The sequence below is a fragment of the Neptunitalea lumnitzerae genome (assembly GCF_027924185.1).
Lineage (GTDB): Bacteria > Bacteroidota > Bacteroidia > Flavobacteriales > Flavobacteriaceae > Neptunitalea > Neptunitalea lumnitzerae.
Map to the genome: position 1 here is coordinate 300,083 of NZ_BRVO01000002.1, position 15,742 is coordinate 315,824.

A 15,742-nucleotide genomic window follows, 5' to 3' on the forward strand; every position below is an offset into this window, starting at 1 on the left:
CTTTTAATTTCAGTTATTCTATTTTATGTAGTACAGCTCGTTGTATATTGGTATATGTATAGCTGGTTACTTCTTGATTGTTATTTATTTGTTTACCAGAAGTAACTTCAAACACTAAATTGTTATTTATCAATTCTGTAGAAGAAGTTAAATATATATCGTCTACTTTAAAAAGGCAGTACAGTTTGTTGTTTACATTATAGGTTACCAGTTGTATGCCTTCGCCTTCATCTAATAAGTAGGTGCCAATGTTTTCATTATCAACTATAAGCTTATAATCTTTAACCATAGGTGTTTTAGGAGATATATATTTTGTTTTCCAAATGTAGGTACCTACAGTATCGGTTTTGGCTGCCGTAAATTTTATTGAAACACTATCACGTAGTACACTGTTGTAATGTATATACATTGTACCCTCCCAGACTCCCAGACATTTTTCAGGAAAGTTAGTCTTTTCTATGCTCAATTCTTTATGATGTAATGTGTCTGATTTAGTAGTTGGTGTTTCACTTTGTTGCGCTATGCAGTTAAAGGATGCAACACTAAAAAATAGAATTAGAAAATTTTTCATGACTTTAGGTTTATCTGATTTAGTACAGTTTTATCTCTAGAATCTTTCAGTATAGTGTAAATATAAAGGAAGTAATTCATACAATCAACAAAATCGGGTTTGTCTAAGCAAACCCGGTTTTTCTTCATAGCAATTTTAATTTAAGTTTATTCAGTATATACAGTACCGTAAAAACAAGCATTATAAAGTGCTTTTAAATCTTCTAGTGAAGGTTTCCTTGGGTTAAAACCAGTACATGGATCTTGTAAAGCATTAGTAGCCATAAAGTCAAGATGCTTTGTCCAATCTTCTTCTGCAATTCCAAATGCTTGAATGGAAGCATTGTTATTTACATTAGTTCTTAAGGTTTCAATAGCAACAGCTAAATCTTCAGCAGTGCTTTTGCCTATTACTTTTGCCAATTCTGGATAACGGTTTGTAGTTACAGCATTATAGCGTATTACATTAGGAAGAAATATAGCATTGGCAGCACCGTGTGGTATGCCAAAAAGAGCCCCTACTTGGTGAGATAGTGAGTGTACAATACCTAACCAGGCATTATTAAAAGCTAAGCCTCCCATAAATGAAGCATCGTGCATATTTTGACGTGCTGTGATGTTGGTTGGGTTATTTACAGCTTCCTGTAGGTTATTAAAAACAATTTCTAATCCACCTTTCGCTAAAACATCAGCGTAATTATCGTTTATATTAGAAACATATGCTTCTACACAATGTGTTAATGCGTCTAACCCTGTATTAGAGGTTACATGCGCTGGCATAGTAGCACAAATTTCACCGTCTACAATGGCAATATCAGGAGTTAGTTCATAAGATACAATAGGATATTTAACTCCTTTTTCACGATCTGTAATTACCGCTAAACCGGTAGTTTCCGTACCTGTACCACTAGTAGATGGAATGGCAATAAATTTTGCCTTATTTCTTAGTGTTGGCACAGTAAATGGTTTTGTCATTGCTTCAAAATCTGCCTCAGGGTGTTCATAAAATACCCACATCATTTTAGCGGCATCAATAGCAGAACAGCCGCCTAAACCAATAACCCAGTCTGGTTGAAATGTTGTCATCATTTCGGCTCCTTTTAAACAGGTAGCCGAAGACGGATCTTCTTCTACACCTTCAAAAACAGAGGTGGTTATCCCCGCTTCTTTTAAATAGTTAATGGTTTTATCAAGTGTACCACTTTTTCTCATAGAACTTCCACCAGTTACAATAACGGCTTTCGTTCCTTTTATATTTTTTAATTCTTCTAAACTTCCGGCATTGTGTAATACCTCTCCAGCAATAAATAATTTACTCATGTTGTTGTTTTATTTTGTTAGAGCAAAAGTAGTGGAGCAGGTAAGGGTAGCGATTATAAATACATTCCTAAAACTTATAAATTTGAGACAGTTCTTGTTTTAGTTCACTTGGTGTTTCTTTAAGCTTCGCATAAACAAACTTATTAAGTGCTGAGGGTGAATCAAATCCTAATTCAAAAGCAATTTCTTTATGTGACTTTCCAGAAAATAATAATAAACGTTTAATTTCTGTAAGAATACGTTCATGGATAATGCTTAGAGCAGTTTGTCCAGTTTTACTTTTACATATTTCATTTAGCTTTTTTGGAGTAAGCTGTAATTGACTGGTATAATAAGCAACGGTACGTTCTTGTTTGAATTGGGCTTCGATTAAAGTTTTAAATTTAGCAAACAGATCTTGTTCTCCTGGAGTTTTAAAACCTTGATAATTTTGGTGTGCAGCTTCAATAATTTCTAAAAGCATTATTTTAATATAAAACCTTATTTGCTCTTTTTTAATGGGGGTTAAATCTTGAAACAGATCAAATATATTCTTAGCATACATATGCATCTTATGAAATAGGTGGTTCTCTAATACAACATGATTTAGTTTATACATTAAATCATTGTTATAAGAAATCAATTCATTTTTTAAAAGGTCTGAACAAAACAACACTTCATCAAATTGAATTATAATTCCCTTCGTAGCTTCGTCTAGTTTTAGTGCATTTATCTGATGTGGAAAAACAACTGATATTTGATTCTGCTGCATGGTTATGTTTTCCAATTCTATACATTGGTGTGCTGTACCTTCTTCTAAAAAGAGTACTTGAAAATAATCACTACGGTGCTTTTCTATCTCCTTTTCAATACAAGGGTTATTTACATCAAATACATTAAAGGAAAGACATGGCGACTTTTTCTGATCAAAATATGCTTTTAGGGTATAATTAGGGATATTCATTTTGGAGTGTTTTGAAAAGTAGCGCGAAAGTATAATTTCCAAAATGGTTAAGAAAATAAATTATCTCTTTTATGATGTGTTTGGGCTACTATGAATATTTTTTATCCAGTTGCTTAGAGATTTCTATGGCCTCATGAACTACACCACTGGGGTATTTATTCATTTCTAATATTTTTATGGCATTTCTGTTTTTTAATTTTCCTTCTTTTAATTTATAATCAAAACCAACCTTTTCGTTTTCTACTGTTTCGCTAAAATGATACAAATCAAATTGATTGCTAAGTAAGTCAGTTAATTCTATATCATGTGTAGCTACCAAAATTTTATTATTATTCTTAGCAAGTTCAGATAAAACAGCTTTTCCTGCAGCTATGCGCTCTACAGTATTTGTTCCTTTAAAGAGCTCATCTAAAAGAAATAGGTTTTGAGAGCCATTGTGACTTTCTTTGAGCATTTCTTTAATGGTTACTACTTCTTCAAAGTAGTAACTTTTGTTGTTTATTAAATCATCATTAATTCTAATAGCAGAGAATATTTTTAATAGAGGGAAAGACATTGATTTGGCAAAACATGTATTTATGGTTAACCCAGTAATCACATTAATTCCTATAGTGCGTATAAAAGAAGTTTTACCAGACATATTTGAACCTGTAAGCAAAATAGATTTATCTGATATTTCTACATTATTCGTGGTACAATCTTGTATAAGTGGATGTGCAATTTGGTTAGCTTTTATAACCAATCCTTTATTTATATCAGGGAAGCAATAGGTATCTAATCCATGTCTTAGAGAGGCTATTGAAATTAACATATCTAAATGTCCTATAAAAGTGTAAACGTTTTCTATTTCATTTCTTTTCGTATCTAGTTTTTTTAAAACATCAAATAGTAATAAGGGCTCTATCAAAAACATGATTTTAAAGAGTTCAAATACAAACCACAGTATCACTTCAAATTCTCCCTGCAGTTTAGCTTCTAGCTGAAAAAAGAACATTTTGCTTTTAACAGCATTGATAAACTTTATTGAAACAGATAAATTAGGATTTATTTTTTGAAACAGCGGATTTAAATGCAAATTGGCAGCAATGTTATTGAGCTTTAATAATTGTGGTATGGAACCTGTATACGGAATTAAATTGTTTTTATTCCAATAATGAACCACAAAATTAATACAAAAAACACCTATTAATACCATGAAAAATAAGGGGTTATAAAATGCTAATAGTAATGAAACTAGACTTATAAAAGATAGCAATTTTATGACAAAGAAAAATTTAGGAGGTGTAATATGTTCTTCTTGAAATAAGCATGTGATGTTATAAGCATCTTTGTTATTCAGTGCTTCAAGTTTTTTTTGAGTATCAATTCTTAAATCAGAATCTTTTGATAATGTTTGTATGAGCTCTTCATTTAACTTGGTTTGTGCTGGGTTAACATCAATGGTACGAAGTTTATTGTAATAGTATTGCTGACCTACTCTTGAATTAGTTCGGTCTAAGAACATAAATAGTTGATCAAAATCTAAATCATTACATGTTTTATCTGTTATAACTTGATGCGCATTGTAATGATCCTTTTTTCTGAAGTATGACTCAATTTGTTTAAAATTAAAGGTATCACTTTTTAAAGAGCCGAATGACTCTTTCAGTTTACGGGCTAGATGCTTTTTTCTATTAAAGGGAAATAGAAGAAAGGCATATTTTACGTGAAATAGAAAATCTTTTATCATTAACTGGTAGGTATACAGATACATTTAAACGTTACACATACTTTTATTTTTAGCAGTTCCATTTACTTTAAAGTATCCTTAACTTAGCTTTTGTTTTATAAAATTAAAAGTACTATTATCACCGTACTAAGCATATTCACTAGATAATTCAGATGAAATGTTTCTAGATATGTCTGTTTTTTTAATTATTGTTTGTGGGTTTGCGGCTAAGTTTTTTAACCATAAAAATATTAAAATAACAAGTATACGGCTTAGGGTAATATAGTATGGGTAATAATCTATGGTAACGATATGCTCTACGTTAAATTTTTAGTGGAAGATACTATAAAATATGAAGATTTCTTGGTATTGTTTGCGCATATGCAAAAGGTAAGAGAACCTAATTTTAAGTTTGATGATGAAGTGGATACTTCCATAGACTATGCCAACTTAACCGAGGAAGACTTTGCATATTTATTAAACCCAAATAGACATATAGAAAAACGATTTAGAACTTATATACCAGAATATGTAAATGAATTGTTACATATATATGTTGGAGCCAAAGAGGAAACAGAGGATGGTTTGAATAGTGAAGTGCTATCAATTTTTAATTATTTAGAATCAGGTTTTGAGGTTGACTTTAAAGAGTCTATTAAGGAAGTAAATCATATGAAAATGATTACGTTTACTTCAGGGAATTATCCTTTTGGTGGATTAGAACGCTTTTTAATTGTATTAAAGGCATTTACTCTTTTGCCCTATGAATGTAATGATGGATTTGGCATACAAGAAATTGAATGGATATCTGACTTTAAATATAGATATATTTGATTCTATCAATTTTAATTAGTTGTAACCTACATGTAAAAAAGTAACTTACTACAGATCAAAATCAAAAAAATAGGCCTTTTTCTATTCATAATCATACCAATAGTATTTAAAATATTGGTTACCATTTGTCCAGCTATACTTTTGTAGTTTTTGTATGGTTTCTTTATCCCACCAATTAAAGTTATGCTGCAAAGCAAACGCGTTATCTGTGTTTAGGTTATCTATGGTAAGGCTATGCTTTGCTATAATTTTATTAGAAGTATTTATACTGCAATTAAAAGAAAACATATAATCAGCATCTATTCCTAGAGCATCAGCATGGCAATAAATGTTTTTTACATCAGGAGTAATTTCAACTTTTATAAAATCAATGAACCTTTTTTTATTATGCTCGGTGTCTGGTTGATGAGCATTAAAAGTTGGCGCAAGCTTATCTATCACTTTTTGAGTTTGTTTACGAACCTCTATTGAGGTTTTTTCTTTTACTTTTAAGGTAATCTCTTCAGACTTAGTTTTTATCCTATTACATGATAGACTAGTTAGGGCTAGCCATAGAATTATTGATATGTACTTTATAAATTTCATATTTCAATATTCCGGTTAAGAATAACTCCGTGTTCTCCTTCTGATATATTAACTATATAGTTTTGTTCTTTTAAAACTTCAATTACCTTTTGCATATTATAGGTGTTACTATTGAGTATAAGACTTAGTTCTTTACATTTCTTAGTTGTTTCTATAAATTTCATTAAATAATAAGTATCTAAAACCCCAAATTCTAATCCATTAAATATTTTAACATCTAATAATTGTTGAGTTTTCTTATTTGTAAACGTACACGAAATACCATGGAAATAATAACTCCACTCATTGTTTAATTGACCTCTTTGGTTAACACTTCTATGTCTTTTTAAATGTTCTATTTCATTTTTATTAGTTAAATCAATATCAAATGTCTTGGCCATTAAATACATAAGAGAGTGAGCAGTTATATCAAATAATTTAATACAAGCATAAAATTCCTTTAAATGGTCTAACACTATACTTGTTGAAATACTTGGTGCAATTATAAGTTCATTACGCCATTTAATTTCCATAACTACGTGCTCGATAAATACATTTTTGAGATTTTTAATGTATTGTTCTTCAAAATGGTTACTTTTAAACACAAGAACTAAGCTCTCGTTTTCTTCAAAAAGGACTTTTATTCTTTTAATTTGTAATGCCTCTTTAAATTCTCGAGTCATAATTTAAACTTTAAGAGTATTAAATAAGATGATTTATCCTGTAATTATAAACTTGCGACCAATTAATTCACATTTATTAGTAATATTCCAAAATCCAAAGCCTGCAGATCCTGTTGGTATTTTCCAATAAATGATTTCTCCATTTTTCTTTTTTAGCCCAAACTCTTCCAGATATCCATCACGTTTAATAGTTATTTCTTCATCTTTATTTATTACAATATTCTTATATCCTAGATGGCACTCAAATTCAGCATAATCAAGAATTTCTTTATGAGTGTTTTGAAGCTTAATAAATCTATGTGTTGTATTAATTATATATTCAGTATCAGAAATTTTTAACCCTAATACTGGAATTTCATTTGTTAGTAAAGAAAGATGTTTTATTAGTTTTCCTTGTAGCTCTAAATCTAAAAAATCAAACAAAGTAAAAATCTCACTCCCATTGAAATCAGCTTTATTTTTGTTAAAGTACCTCAAGAACCAAGACTCAATTCTTTCTTTGATTTGTATACTAGATTTTTCTATTAAGATTTCCATTTCTTAAAATGTATAAGGGAAATTATTTTTTGATTTCACTCTACAACTTAAATTAAAAGCGCAAAGCTACTGTGTTTTACTGTTTCTAGATTGCTGCTCTAAAATATATTTGTTGCTTTTAGAGTGGTCTTTGTAGTTGGGTAATTTGTCAAATTTAAAGTAGAATAGTGTATCTAACTCTTTTCTTTTTACCTCAAGTACCAGAGTTTTGTTTTCTTTGATAACAGAATCGCCTACTTTTATAAAAGAAAGGATGTCTTGTTTTTCATACGGAAATGAAACCCTCATAGTACCACTTTTAAATCTTACATCTACATACGTACGATTATCTTTTTCATACTTTTTTGTTGCCACTCCTTTATATTCATTATAATAAGTAAGTTCTACGGTATCATTAAAGAAACCTTCACCCGTAGATGCATCTTTTTGGGAGCTTCTATAATACTTTAATAGTAACAGCGATACAACCAAAAAAGCTATAATACCTATTAGCCTAAAATTGTTTTTTCGTTTTGTTTTCGTCTGAATGGGCTCTATCGGTTCTTTGTTAAGCGGCTCATTCTTGCTATATTCTTGTGAAGCATCTATGTTTTTAGAGGTGTTAACCATCTCTGTTTTTTGAATGTCGTCAAGTCTTCCGGAATATTCGTCAGTTAAAGAAAATGGCTTATCTCTATTGCTAGTATACATGGTATATCCTGTATCCCAATCTCCAAAATCTATCATTACTTTTTTGTAGAATGCTACTCCAAAGCCGTGTTCTTCATCCCAAGAGCAGCTACCTGTTAATCCATAATAGGCAAAGTCATCTTTGTATTCATCGTCAATATAAATTGTAGAGAATCTGTAATGTTCTTTTGGGTTGTTTATGGCTTCTTCTGGAATGATGTTTAGTGCTAGAAGTTGTTCACGTTCTTTTTGAATAAAAGAGCTTATAAGGTCACTTAACACTATTGAGTTGTTTATAATAAACTCTAACGTACGTATTTGTTCTACAGAGGGTTCTTCTTTCTCGTCTGTATTATTAAAAACAAAATTAACATCAGGGAATTCTGTGTAACCCTCAGGGTTGTAAGTCTCGTTGAATAGTTGTTTATAGGGCAGAAAAACCATTAATAAATCATCTTCATCCCTTATAATTTCATATTGCATATGGTTAGGTTTTCTTTAAATGGCGTTGTTGTTACGTAAATAGTGGTATTAATCTTAAAACACAAATACTACAACCGTCTATTAGCTGATAAAGTTTTAAAGATATATAAAACCAACTATTTTAATAAAGAAAAACCTTATAAAAATTAATGGTACATCATGTATGCTTATTCATTCTGCATCTTTTACTGCAATACTTAACTTCCTCCCAATTCTTTTCCCACTTTTTTCTCCATGAAAAAGGGAGTCCGCAGGTAACGCAAAGTTTAATAGGTAAATCGCTCTTTTTTACTCTTTTCAACGTTTCGCTATTTGGTTTCCTGTTAATCGTTGTCTACTACATTTAAATCTGTTAATACCAGCTACACGCTTGGCAACATGTTTGGTTTTACAGTTTTCTACTCGTTTGCGCCAAAGCTTATAACTAGAAAATTTAAGATTACGTTTCATAAAGCTTTTCACCTTATCTTCTCGTAAACCAAATTGATATTTAATAGCTTCAAAGGGAGTTCTGTCTTCCCAAGCCATTTCTATAATTCTATCTGTTTCTCGTGCTGTAAATTCTTTTTTCATGCGTATTATTTTATCAGGGTTCCTAATCCGCCATTTAAACCAAATACCTGATCCGTTACCCAAGTAGATTGGGTTAATAAATGGTGTGCAAATGTGGCTATTTCTTGTGCCGACCCAATATTTTTTAAAGGATGCCTTTGTTTATTGGCTTCTATTTTAGCTTTGTTATTGAGTAAAGCACTGGCTAGGGGAGTAGCTGTTAATGAGGGTGCAATGGCATTTACACAAACCTTTGGTGATAATTCTGCAGCCAAAGAACGGGTTAGTCCTTCAATAGCTCCTTTTGCCATAGCAATGCTAACATGGTATGGTAAACCTGTTTGTACCGCCACACTACTAAAAAGTACAATACTTGGTTGTGCGCTTTGCTTTAAATTTTTTATATACTTTTTTACAAACAAAAAGGCTCCGCGGGCATTGATGGTAAAATCTTTATCAATGTCTGTCCCCGATAATCGTTCTAATGGTTTTAAGGTAATGCTACCTGGGCAATATACTAAACCGTCTATGGTATCTGGAATTTCGGGTAGGGGAGCATCTGAGGCAAAATCAAACGGAATGTGTTTGTAGTTTTCATTAGTAACTAGTTCACCAGCGGTTCTGCTAATACCATAAACTACATGATCTTTGCTTAATAATTTAGCCAATTCTAAACCAATACCACTACTGGCACCAGCAATGAGATAGGTGTTTTTAGGTGAAGTATTCATACTGTTTTTCTTTTACTTTTTTTAAATATTTAGAATAAGAAGGATAGCTTTCTGTTACTTCAGGTGCTAGCCAGTCTCGTGGTTCAATAATAGCATCTTCATATATAAATAGCGGATGCTCTTTAGCAATATAGGTAGTGTTGTATTGAGCTTTTAGCGTTTTATATTCACCTACATAAAGTTGTATTCCTTGTATGTTTTGAGCAAGCTGAACAATAAAATTAATAACTTTTTCGCTTACGGGATATTGACTAAAATGCGACGGTTCAAGAATTAAAATACGATTGACGAATTGATTTGCATGCCAAGTAGGGTCTAGATTATAGGAATTATATAGTAAGATAGGAGCATTGGTATCTATAGAAATTTCATCAGTGTCGGGTAATGATGTAAATAGATTAATCTCGCTACCGGTACTTAGTTCTTCGACATGAGTTAATTTTTCCATTTCCTCATACGACTTATCTAGAAATGTGTTTGTTTGCGTAGTACCACAAAAACGATTGATATTCTCCTGATTAAAAATATACTTTTTACCCGTTTGCAATCCATAAACCCATTGCCAACTATAATAATTACTAGCTACATCGCCATCTAACAAATGATAATACATCCAATGTGCTGGGGCGTTGTAGTCATAACTAGCCATATTACATACTGAAGCTGTATACATGCGTACGTGGTTGTGCATATACCCAGTTGTAAGCAGTTTATGAATATGCGTATCTAACGCAGTAATTCCCGTAGTTGCATTTAATAAAGCATCTGGTATTTTATTGCTAGTGTCTGATGTAGAAGTACTTAGAATATCAGTATTATTTTGAAGTAGTCTTTGAAAATACTCTCTCCATAATAACTCTTTTAAAAAGTGTTCACAATCTTTAGCGCTGTATTTTTTTCTTAGTATAGTGTACGCCATTTTAGTACTAATGACACCACGCGATATATAAGGAGAAAGCTTTGAAACCATACCGTTGGTATAATTTCGTGTTTTAGCATATTCCACAGGGTCAATAGTGGTTATTTGCTCAATAATATCTGTGTATGTAGTACTAAATGTTTGCAAGTAACTATATTTAAAATTGTTTAACCTTTTTCAAAAATAGTTAAACAATTTTAAATATGAAAGCGCTTTAGCATATAGCATGCTTATTTCTATAGTGTTAGCTAAGTATATTTGTATCCGTTTTTTAGCTTACAAGTGTTCAGTAAACCAATTAAGTAGTGTAGTTTGTATCACCTCATTTTTATTGGTGAAAGAATGGTCGGTATCAAACTCATGAAAACTTACAGGATAGTTTATGTCCTGTAATTTGTCATTAATCAAATGCGCCTGCTCTGGGTTTACTGAGGTATCCTTACTACCGCATACAATTAACAAACTAGCATTTGTATCTAATTCGTTAGGCCAGTATAGTACCGATCTTTCTTGTAATGCCTTTTCTTTTTGGCTTTGGTAGTCTGGTATTAGTTTAGCACACACCTCTGTTTCCATAGCAGGACGTTCTTCTATTAATCTTTCCAAATCAGTAGGTCCGTTTATTACTGCAGCAGCTTTAATTTCTTTAGAATGTTTTAATGCTAAATACGTCATCATTCCACCTCTAGACCATCCTGCCATACCTATACGGTTCTCATCAACATTAGGTAAGGTTTTTGCTGTTTTAATTAAGTATAATACATCATTAAGGTCATTACCGCCAAATTCATCTTGCTCTCTGTAACAGGTAGCTAATACCACATGCTTTTCGGCAAGTTTAGCTACTTGTAACAAGTTATAAAGCGTACGTCCTTTTGCATTTTTACCAAACATTTGATTTCCACCACGGTTATATATTATAGCGGGATATACATCTTCTTTTTTGGGTTCAGCTTGGATAGCATTCACCAATAAGGAGTCACTTTTATACACTATTAAAGAAAAATCAATAGCATCTAAATACTTATATGCATCTTTAAATGAACCATTTTCAGATAGTTGTTCCCAAATAGGAGGTACCTCTGAAAATTCAAATGCAATGGATGATACAATAGCTCCATTAGGTAGTTTTTCAAAATTTTGAATATCGTTAACCGTTACTTCTTGGTCTAAGATAGTACCTGTAAGCTCTTTCTCAAATTGATAGTGTTTGTAGAATTTTTTAGCAATGGGATATGCTTTAAAAGTTAGTAGTACCAAGAGTAGTGCAATTACTACCCAAGCCACTTTTTTAAATACATTCATAAATAATGGTTTATAAATGTAAGACGAAAAGGTAGCTAAATTGTTACAATTAGGTTTTTGAGGTATAATGTTTTGTAAGTATAAGGGGAGAGCTTTCTATTGTGAAACTTTAAATTCCTTAAGTTTAGAAGCGTTATTTTGACTTTAAGTCTAAGAATGATTAGGTGATTGAATAATATTATTTTTACAGTTTTTTGTGAGCTATCAGCTCCATGAAAAAATCAGCGACTATCGATGCTCCATTTTTTCCTCCATCATCTATATTAGATAAAATTACAACAGTATAATTGTCATTCATAAAATCCATTAATTCACAATGAATACCGTACCATCCTCCGCTATGTCCTATTATTGTTTGGTTATACCTTTGGTCTATATCAATTCCATAACCTAAATGAGTATTATAACCTTTCACTTTTGGTTCTAGCATTAACTCGGTTGTTTCTTTTTTTAATAACTTATTGCTTCTTAATGCTTTTGAAAAATTAAATAAATCACTTATAGTTGAATAATGAAATCCACCTGGGGATGCTTTTGTGAGATAATAGTCATTTTTTTTCAAGGTTTTGTTTTGCCCAAACATTGAGGTATATCCATTTGCTTTATTCTTTACAACAGAATCTATTTCTAACTCAGTGGTGTTTGTCATTTGTGCGGGTTGAAATATGTTTTCCCTTAAATAATCATAATAACTTTTACCACTTACTTTTTCAATGATTAGACCTAGTACCACCATACCTGTTGCACTATAATCATATTTTGTTCCCGGTTTTGATAAAAGAGTATCATTGGCAAAAAGTGGAACAAAATCTGAAATCTTCTTATAATCTAAATTTTTTATCTTATCCAAGTCTGTAACATAAAAATTATTAAGTCCTGAAGTGTGTGTTAGCAATTGATGAATCGTTACGGAGTCTCTTACAAGTTTATTTGGGTAATCAGGTAAGTATTCGCCAATAGGGATATCCAATTTTAACTTTCCTTGCTCGTAGAGTTGCAAAGTTGCGACGGCGGTAAACATCTTTGTAATGGAAGCAATATTGAATTTAGTATCTACATTATTTTTTATGTTAAACTCTATACTTGCTAATCCGTATGCTCGTTTTTCTATAATACTATTATTATGTGCAACCAAGATCGTTCCAGAAAAACCATCTTGATCTAAATTGTCAAGAAATGAGTTGATTTCTGATTCTATCTTACTGTTAGATTGTCCAAAGGCAAACAAACCTAAAGATAGAATAGTAATAGTTAGGTAAAATTTAAGACTTTTCTTTATCATTATTCTTTGGTTAATTTAGTTATCAAAGCTTCTAAAACATTTTTGCGTAAAATTCTTTCATCACGACAACCCACCTTGTCCATAACTTGTATACCCCTTTACATTTCCAATTGATAAACCTAAACCATATTTGTTATCCTAGCCATCTTTGGTTTCTATTCTAGTGAAAATTTTATTTAGCGTGTTTTTGGTCTACAATATTATTAATTAATTTCGCTCCAAAGTCCAAAAGTTTTATTGAAGGAGCTCTTTCGTCAGTTGCGTATCCACTACCACCAATGTAATCTTGAAAATCTCTACTTATTCTTATCAGAGAAACATTTTCTAAATCTCTAATACATTTACGAAAATAGTATTTTTCAATTTGAGGATTGTTTTCTAGATAATGCTTTAGCAGACTTTCATATCCATTTATATTTTCAATAATATATTCTTCATTACCAGATAAGTAACTCAATATGATAAAATGAGTAGGTGTTAGTTCGTCTATTATTCTTAAAAAAGAGTGTTTTTTATCAAATTCAAGTTGATTATTGAAATAATTTCCAATTGCATTTTGAAGATAATATAGCTTTTTAGTTTGATGAGTTTTAAAGGCTATTTGGCTAGCTTCTATTAAGAAGGTTACAAATTCATCGTTTTTCTTTAAATTCTCAATAGTAAAAGATTCAGATTTTTGTTCCAAATGGTTAAGTTTATCAACAACAGCTTGCATCCATTCTTCTCTTCTTTTTGTGATAGGTTGAGAGAGAATTAGGCCAAATGTTTCAGAAGCAACTCCACCAGCAAAAGGAATAGCTCCAAATGCTCCTTTAACTATTGAATGAGCTTTGTCTGTTAATGATTCTTTCGGAACTTCTAAATTACTCATATCGTTCTTTAATTATTGATAACGGTTTATATATGAAAAGTACCATATTTTATACATTAGAGTTTCGGTTTACTACGGAACTTAATTTTATTATTTATCTTTCCTTTTAAATTTATTACCCCTATTTTTTTAAAAATATCTTGTAATCGCCAGTTTTTTTAATCTGTCCAGTTTTCCATTGTTCCATCTTCATTAAACCATAATTCGATAAATACTTTTTCTTTTATTGGTTTTCCCTTCCGTTTTATAATGTCAAATTGTAATTCTGATAGTGCTTTTTCTACTGATTTTAGGCAAAAATTGTATTCTCTCTTTGTATCCCAATATTTTTCAATCTGTTCCTCTGTTTGATAATCTGTCAATAACACATCACTTATTTTCCCATTTGCTCCAATTACGATGGTATAACTTTCTCCACAGTCAATTTTGTCTAGTTTAGTCCATTTATAACTCTTAATATGGTCAAATAAAATGTTGCTAATAGAATCTTTTTCCATTCTATCTATTCCGTTTTCTAGATCGATATAGTTCTCTTCATTACTAACTTTAATTATATTTCCATTTTTTATTTTTATGGTTGTTTCATAGAGAAAAACTCTTTCGAACACACCATCCCAACGTAAGATTTTATTCTCTTTAGATTTTTCTGGAAAACTAATATTTCCACTATACCAGTTAATAAAAACTTTGTCGGACTTGACTTTATCTCCAAAAATTTTTTTGATATAGTTAGTGGGTTTTTGATTTTTATTCTCCAGAGAGTGGCACTCAATTATTGCGATTAGAAATAAACTGTCCTTTTCTATTTTGTACATGGCTTGATATCCTCTCCAACAGTTCATTGAATTCCCTAGCCGACCATCTATTGAGTTTCTGAAACTCAAATCAAATAATCGTCCATTATCACCATTCCGAGTTTGCAGATATTGTTCGACCAATAAATTATATGTAGGAATAGTGTCGTTTTTGTAAATTATATAATCAGGAACTTGAGGGCTTGCTATTAAATTCGTCAAGATTAAGAATGTAAATATTGCTGTTAGGGTGCATTTCATATTTCTGTGGTTTAACTGGTACCAACTCCTTGTATATTTTTAAATATAATCAATATTCTGTGTTTATGCAGGGCATGAGGAACTTTATTTTACGGAATAGCGTTAGTATATAGTAATATGATGTTGATGTTTGTTATTATAATGATATGCTTATTTCATTATTAATTATTTACATATCGAAATATTTCGATATATTTGCAGTATGAAAGCAAAACAATTTGTGGAAATAAGTAAATGTTTGTCTAATCAAACACGGTTAGATATTTTAGAGTGGTTGAAGGATCCTGAGGGAAATTTTCCACCTAATACTTCATCGATGCCCAATACTGAAGGGGTATGTGTTACCTTTATTCATGAGAAAACCGGGTTATCACAATCTACCATTTCAACGTATCTTACGTCTATGCTTCGTTGCGAGTTGTTAGAAATGAAACGGGTAGGGAAGTGGACCTATTTTAAGAGAAACGAAAAAGTAATTAAAGCCTACTGCGATTATCTGCTTTAAAAGAATCAATTCATTATCTAGATAAAATGTATTGTGAGCTATTAAATTTATTTACTTTAATACATCTATATATTCAGATATGTGAAATATTAGAATTATAAAAAATTATGGAAAAATCAATTATAAATAATGCTAGTAACTTAACCAAGCACAAGGCGTACACGAAGGTATTCCTACCAGAAAAGTTAAGTTTTGGACTCATAGCTCCGATGCGTGGGTACCCTAATTCTCC

18 protein-coding genes are annotated in these 15,742 nt (G+C 31.0%); 2 read left to right on the top strand and 16 right to left on the bottom strand.

Going from position 1 to position 15,742, the window contains the following annotated elements; all coding sequences use genetic code 11:
- Positions 1-13: 13 nt before the first annotated feature.
- The 4 genes from Y10_RS08780 to Y10_RS08795 all read right to left on the bottom strand — a co-directional run bounded on the left by Y10_RS08780 (position 14) and on the right by Y10_RS08795 (position 4,541).
- On the bottom strand, positions 14-571 hold the full coding sequence (locus Y10_RS08780) for a hypothetical protein (RefSeq protein ID WP_281765013.1): 558 nt from the start codon (positions 569-571) through the stop codon (positions 14-16).
- A gap of 146 nt (positions 572-717) precedes the next feature.
- Positions 718-1,869, bottom strand: a complete 1,152-nt coding sequence (locus tag Y10_RS08785) for an iron-containing alcohol dehydrogenase (RefSeq protein ID WP_281765014.1) — start codon at positions 1,867-1,869, stop codon at positions 718-720.
- A gap of 67 nt (positions 1,870-1,936) precedes the next feature.
- Positions 1,937-2,812: an AraC family transcriptional regulator gene (locus Y10_RS08790; protein WP_281765015.1), complete on the bottom strand. Its 876-nt coding sequence runs from the start codon at positions 2,810-2,812 to the stop codon at positions 1,937-1,939.
- Positions 2,813-2,900: 88 nt separating this feature from the next.
- Positions 2,901-4,541 carry a MutS-related protein gene (locus tag Y10_RS08795; RefSeq protein WP_281765016.1) on the bottom strand — a complete coding sequence of 547 codons (1,641 nt, stop codon included), beginning with the start codon at positions 4,539-4,541 and terminating at the stop codon, positions 2,901-2,903.
- 291 nt (positions 4,542-4,832) lie between these two features.
- On the opposite strand from Y10_RS08795, the gene Y10_RS08800 reads away from it, so the two are divergent.
- Positions 4,833-5,354, top strand: a complete 522-nt coding sequence (locus Y10_RS08800) for a hypothetical protein (protein ID WP_281765017.1) — start codon at positions 4,833-4,835, stop codon at positions 5,352-5,354.
- An 81-nt stretch (positions 5,355-5,435) separates the two neighbouring features.
- Here Y10_RS08800 and Y10_RS08805 read toward each other — a convergent pair whose 3' ends face one another.
- The 12 genes from Y10_RS08805 to Y10_RS08860 all read right to left on the bottom strand — a co-directional run bounded on the left by Y10_RS08805 (position 5,436) and on the right by Y10_RS08860 (position 15,005).
- Positions 5,436-5,939 (bottom strand): hypothetical protein, encoded by a 504-nt coding sequence (locus tag Y10_RS08805; protein ID WP_281765018.1) that lies wholly within the window; start codon positions 5,937-5,939, stop codon positions 5,436-5,438.
- A complete protein-coding gene (locus Y10_RS08810; RefSeq protein ID WP_281765019.1) occupies positions 5,936-6,601 on the bottom strand; it encodes a DUF6896 domain-containing protein in 666 nt (221 codons plus the stop codon). The genes Y10_RS08805 and Y10_RS08810 overlap by 4 nt, the downstream gene beginning before the upstream one ends.
- 33 nt (positions 6,602-6,634) lie before the next feature.
- Entirely contained in the window at positions 6,635-7,138 is a 504-nt protein-coding gene (locus tag Y10_RS08815; protein WP_281765020.1) for a hypothetical protein, read from the bottom strand.
- Between the two features lie 66 nt (positions 7,139-7,204).
- Positions 7,205-8,290, bottom strand: a complete 1,086-nt coding sequence (locus tag Y10_RS08820; RefSeq protein WP_281765021.1) for a DUF6985 domain-containing protein — start codon at positions 8,288-8,290, stop codon at positions 7,205-7,207.
- Positions 8,291-8,447: 157 nt separating this feature from the next.
- Complete coding sequence (locus Y10_RS08825; protein ID WP_281765022.1) at positions 8,448-8,591, bottom strand: DUF2256 domain-containing protein; 144 nt, start codon at positions 8,589-8,591, stop codon at positions 8,448-8,450.
- Complete coding sequence (locus Y10_RS08830) at positions 8,588-8,863, bottom strand: TIGR03643 family protein (RefSeq protein ID WP_281765023.1); 276 nt, start codon at positions 8,861-8,863, stop codon at positions 8,588-8,590. Before Y10_RS08830 ends, Y10_RS08825 begins: the two co-directional genes overlap by 4 nt.
- A gap of 5 nt (positions 8,864-8,868) precedes the next feature.
- Entirely contained in the window at positions 8,869-9,573 is a 705-nt protein-coding gene (locus tag Y10_RS08835; protein ID WP_281765024.1) for an SDR family NAD(P)-dependent oxidoreductase, read from the bottom strand.
- A complete protein-coding gene (locus Y10_RS08840; protein ID WP_281765025.1) occupies positions 9,557-10,639 on the bottom strand; it encodes an FAD-binding domain-containing protein in 1,083 nt (360 codons plus the stop codon). Before Y10_RS08840 ends, Y10_RS08835 begins: the two co-directional genes overlap by 17 nt.
- A gap of 129 nt (positions 10,640-10,768) precedes the next feature.
- Positions 10,769-11,797 carry an alpha/beta hydrolase family protein gene (locus Y10_RS08845; RefSeq protein WP_281765026.1) on the bottom strand — a complete coding sequence of 343 codons (1,029 nt, stop codon included), beginning with the start codon at positions 11,795-11,797 and terminating at the stop codon, positions 10,769-10,771.
- Positions 11,798-11,981: 184 nt separating this feature from the next.
- Positions 11,982-13,079 carry a serine hydrolase domain-containing protein gene (locus Y10_RS08850; protein WP_281765027.1) on the bottom strand — a complete coding sequence of 366 codons (1,098 nt, stop codon included), beginning with the start codon at positions 13,077-13,079 and terminating at the stop codon, positions 11,982-11,984.
- 172 nt (positions 13,080-13,251) lie between these two features.
- Positions 13,252-13,950: a hypothetical protein gene (locus Y10_RS08855; protein WP_281765028.1), complete on the bottom strand. Its 699-nt coding sequence runs from the start codon at positions 13,948-13,950 to the stop codon at positions 13,252-13,254.
- A 158-nt stretch (positions 13,951-14,108) separates the two neighbouring features.
- Entirely contained in the window at positions 14,109-15,005 is an 897-nt protein-coding gene (locus Y10_RS08860; protein ID WP_281765029.1) for a hypothetical protein, read from the bottom strand.
- Positions 15,006-15,207: 202 nt separating this feature from the next.
- On the opposite strand from Y10_RS08860, the gene Y10_RS08865 reads away from it, so the two are divergent.
- The gene (locus Y10_RS08865; protein ID WP_281765030.1) at positions 15,208-15,510 is read left to right on the top strand and encodes an ArsR/SmtB family transcription factor; all 303 of its coding nucleotides are present in this window, start codon (positions 15,208-15,210) and stop codon (positions 15,508-15,510) included.
- The last annotated feature ends 232 nt before the right edge of the window (positions 15,511-15,742 follow it).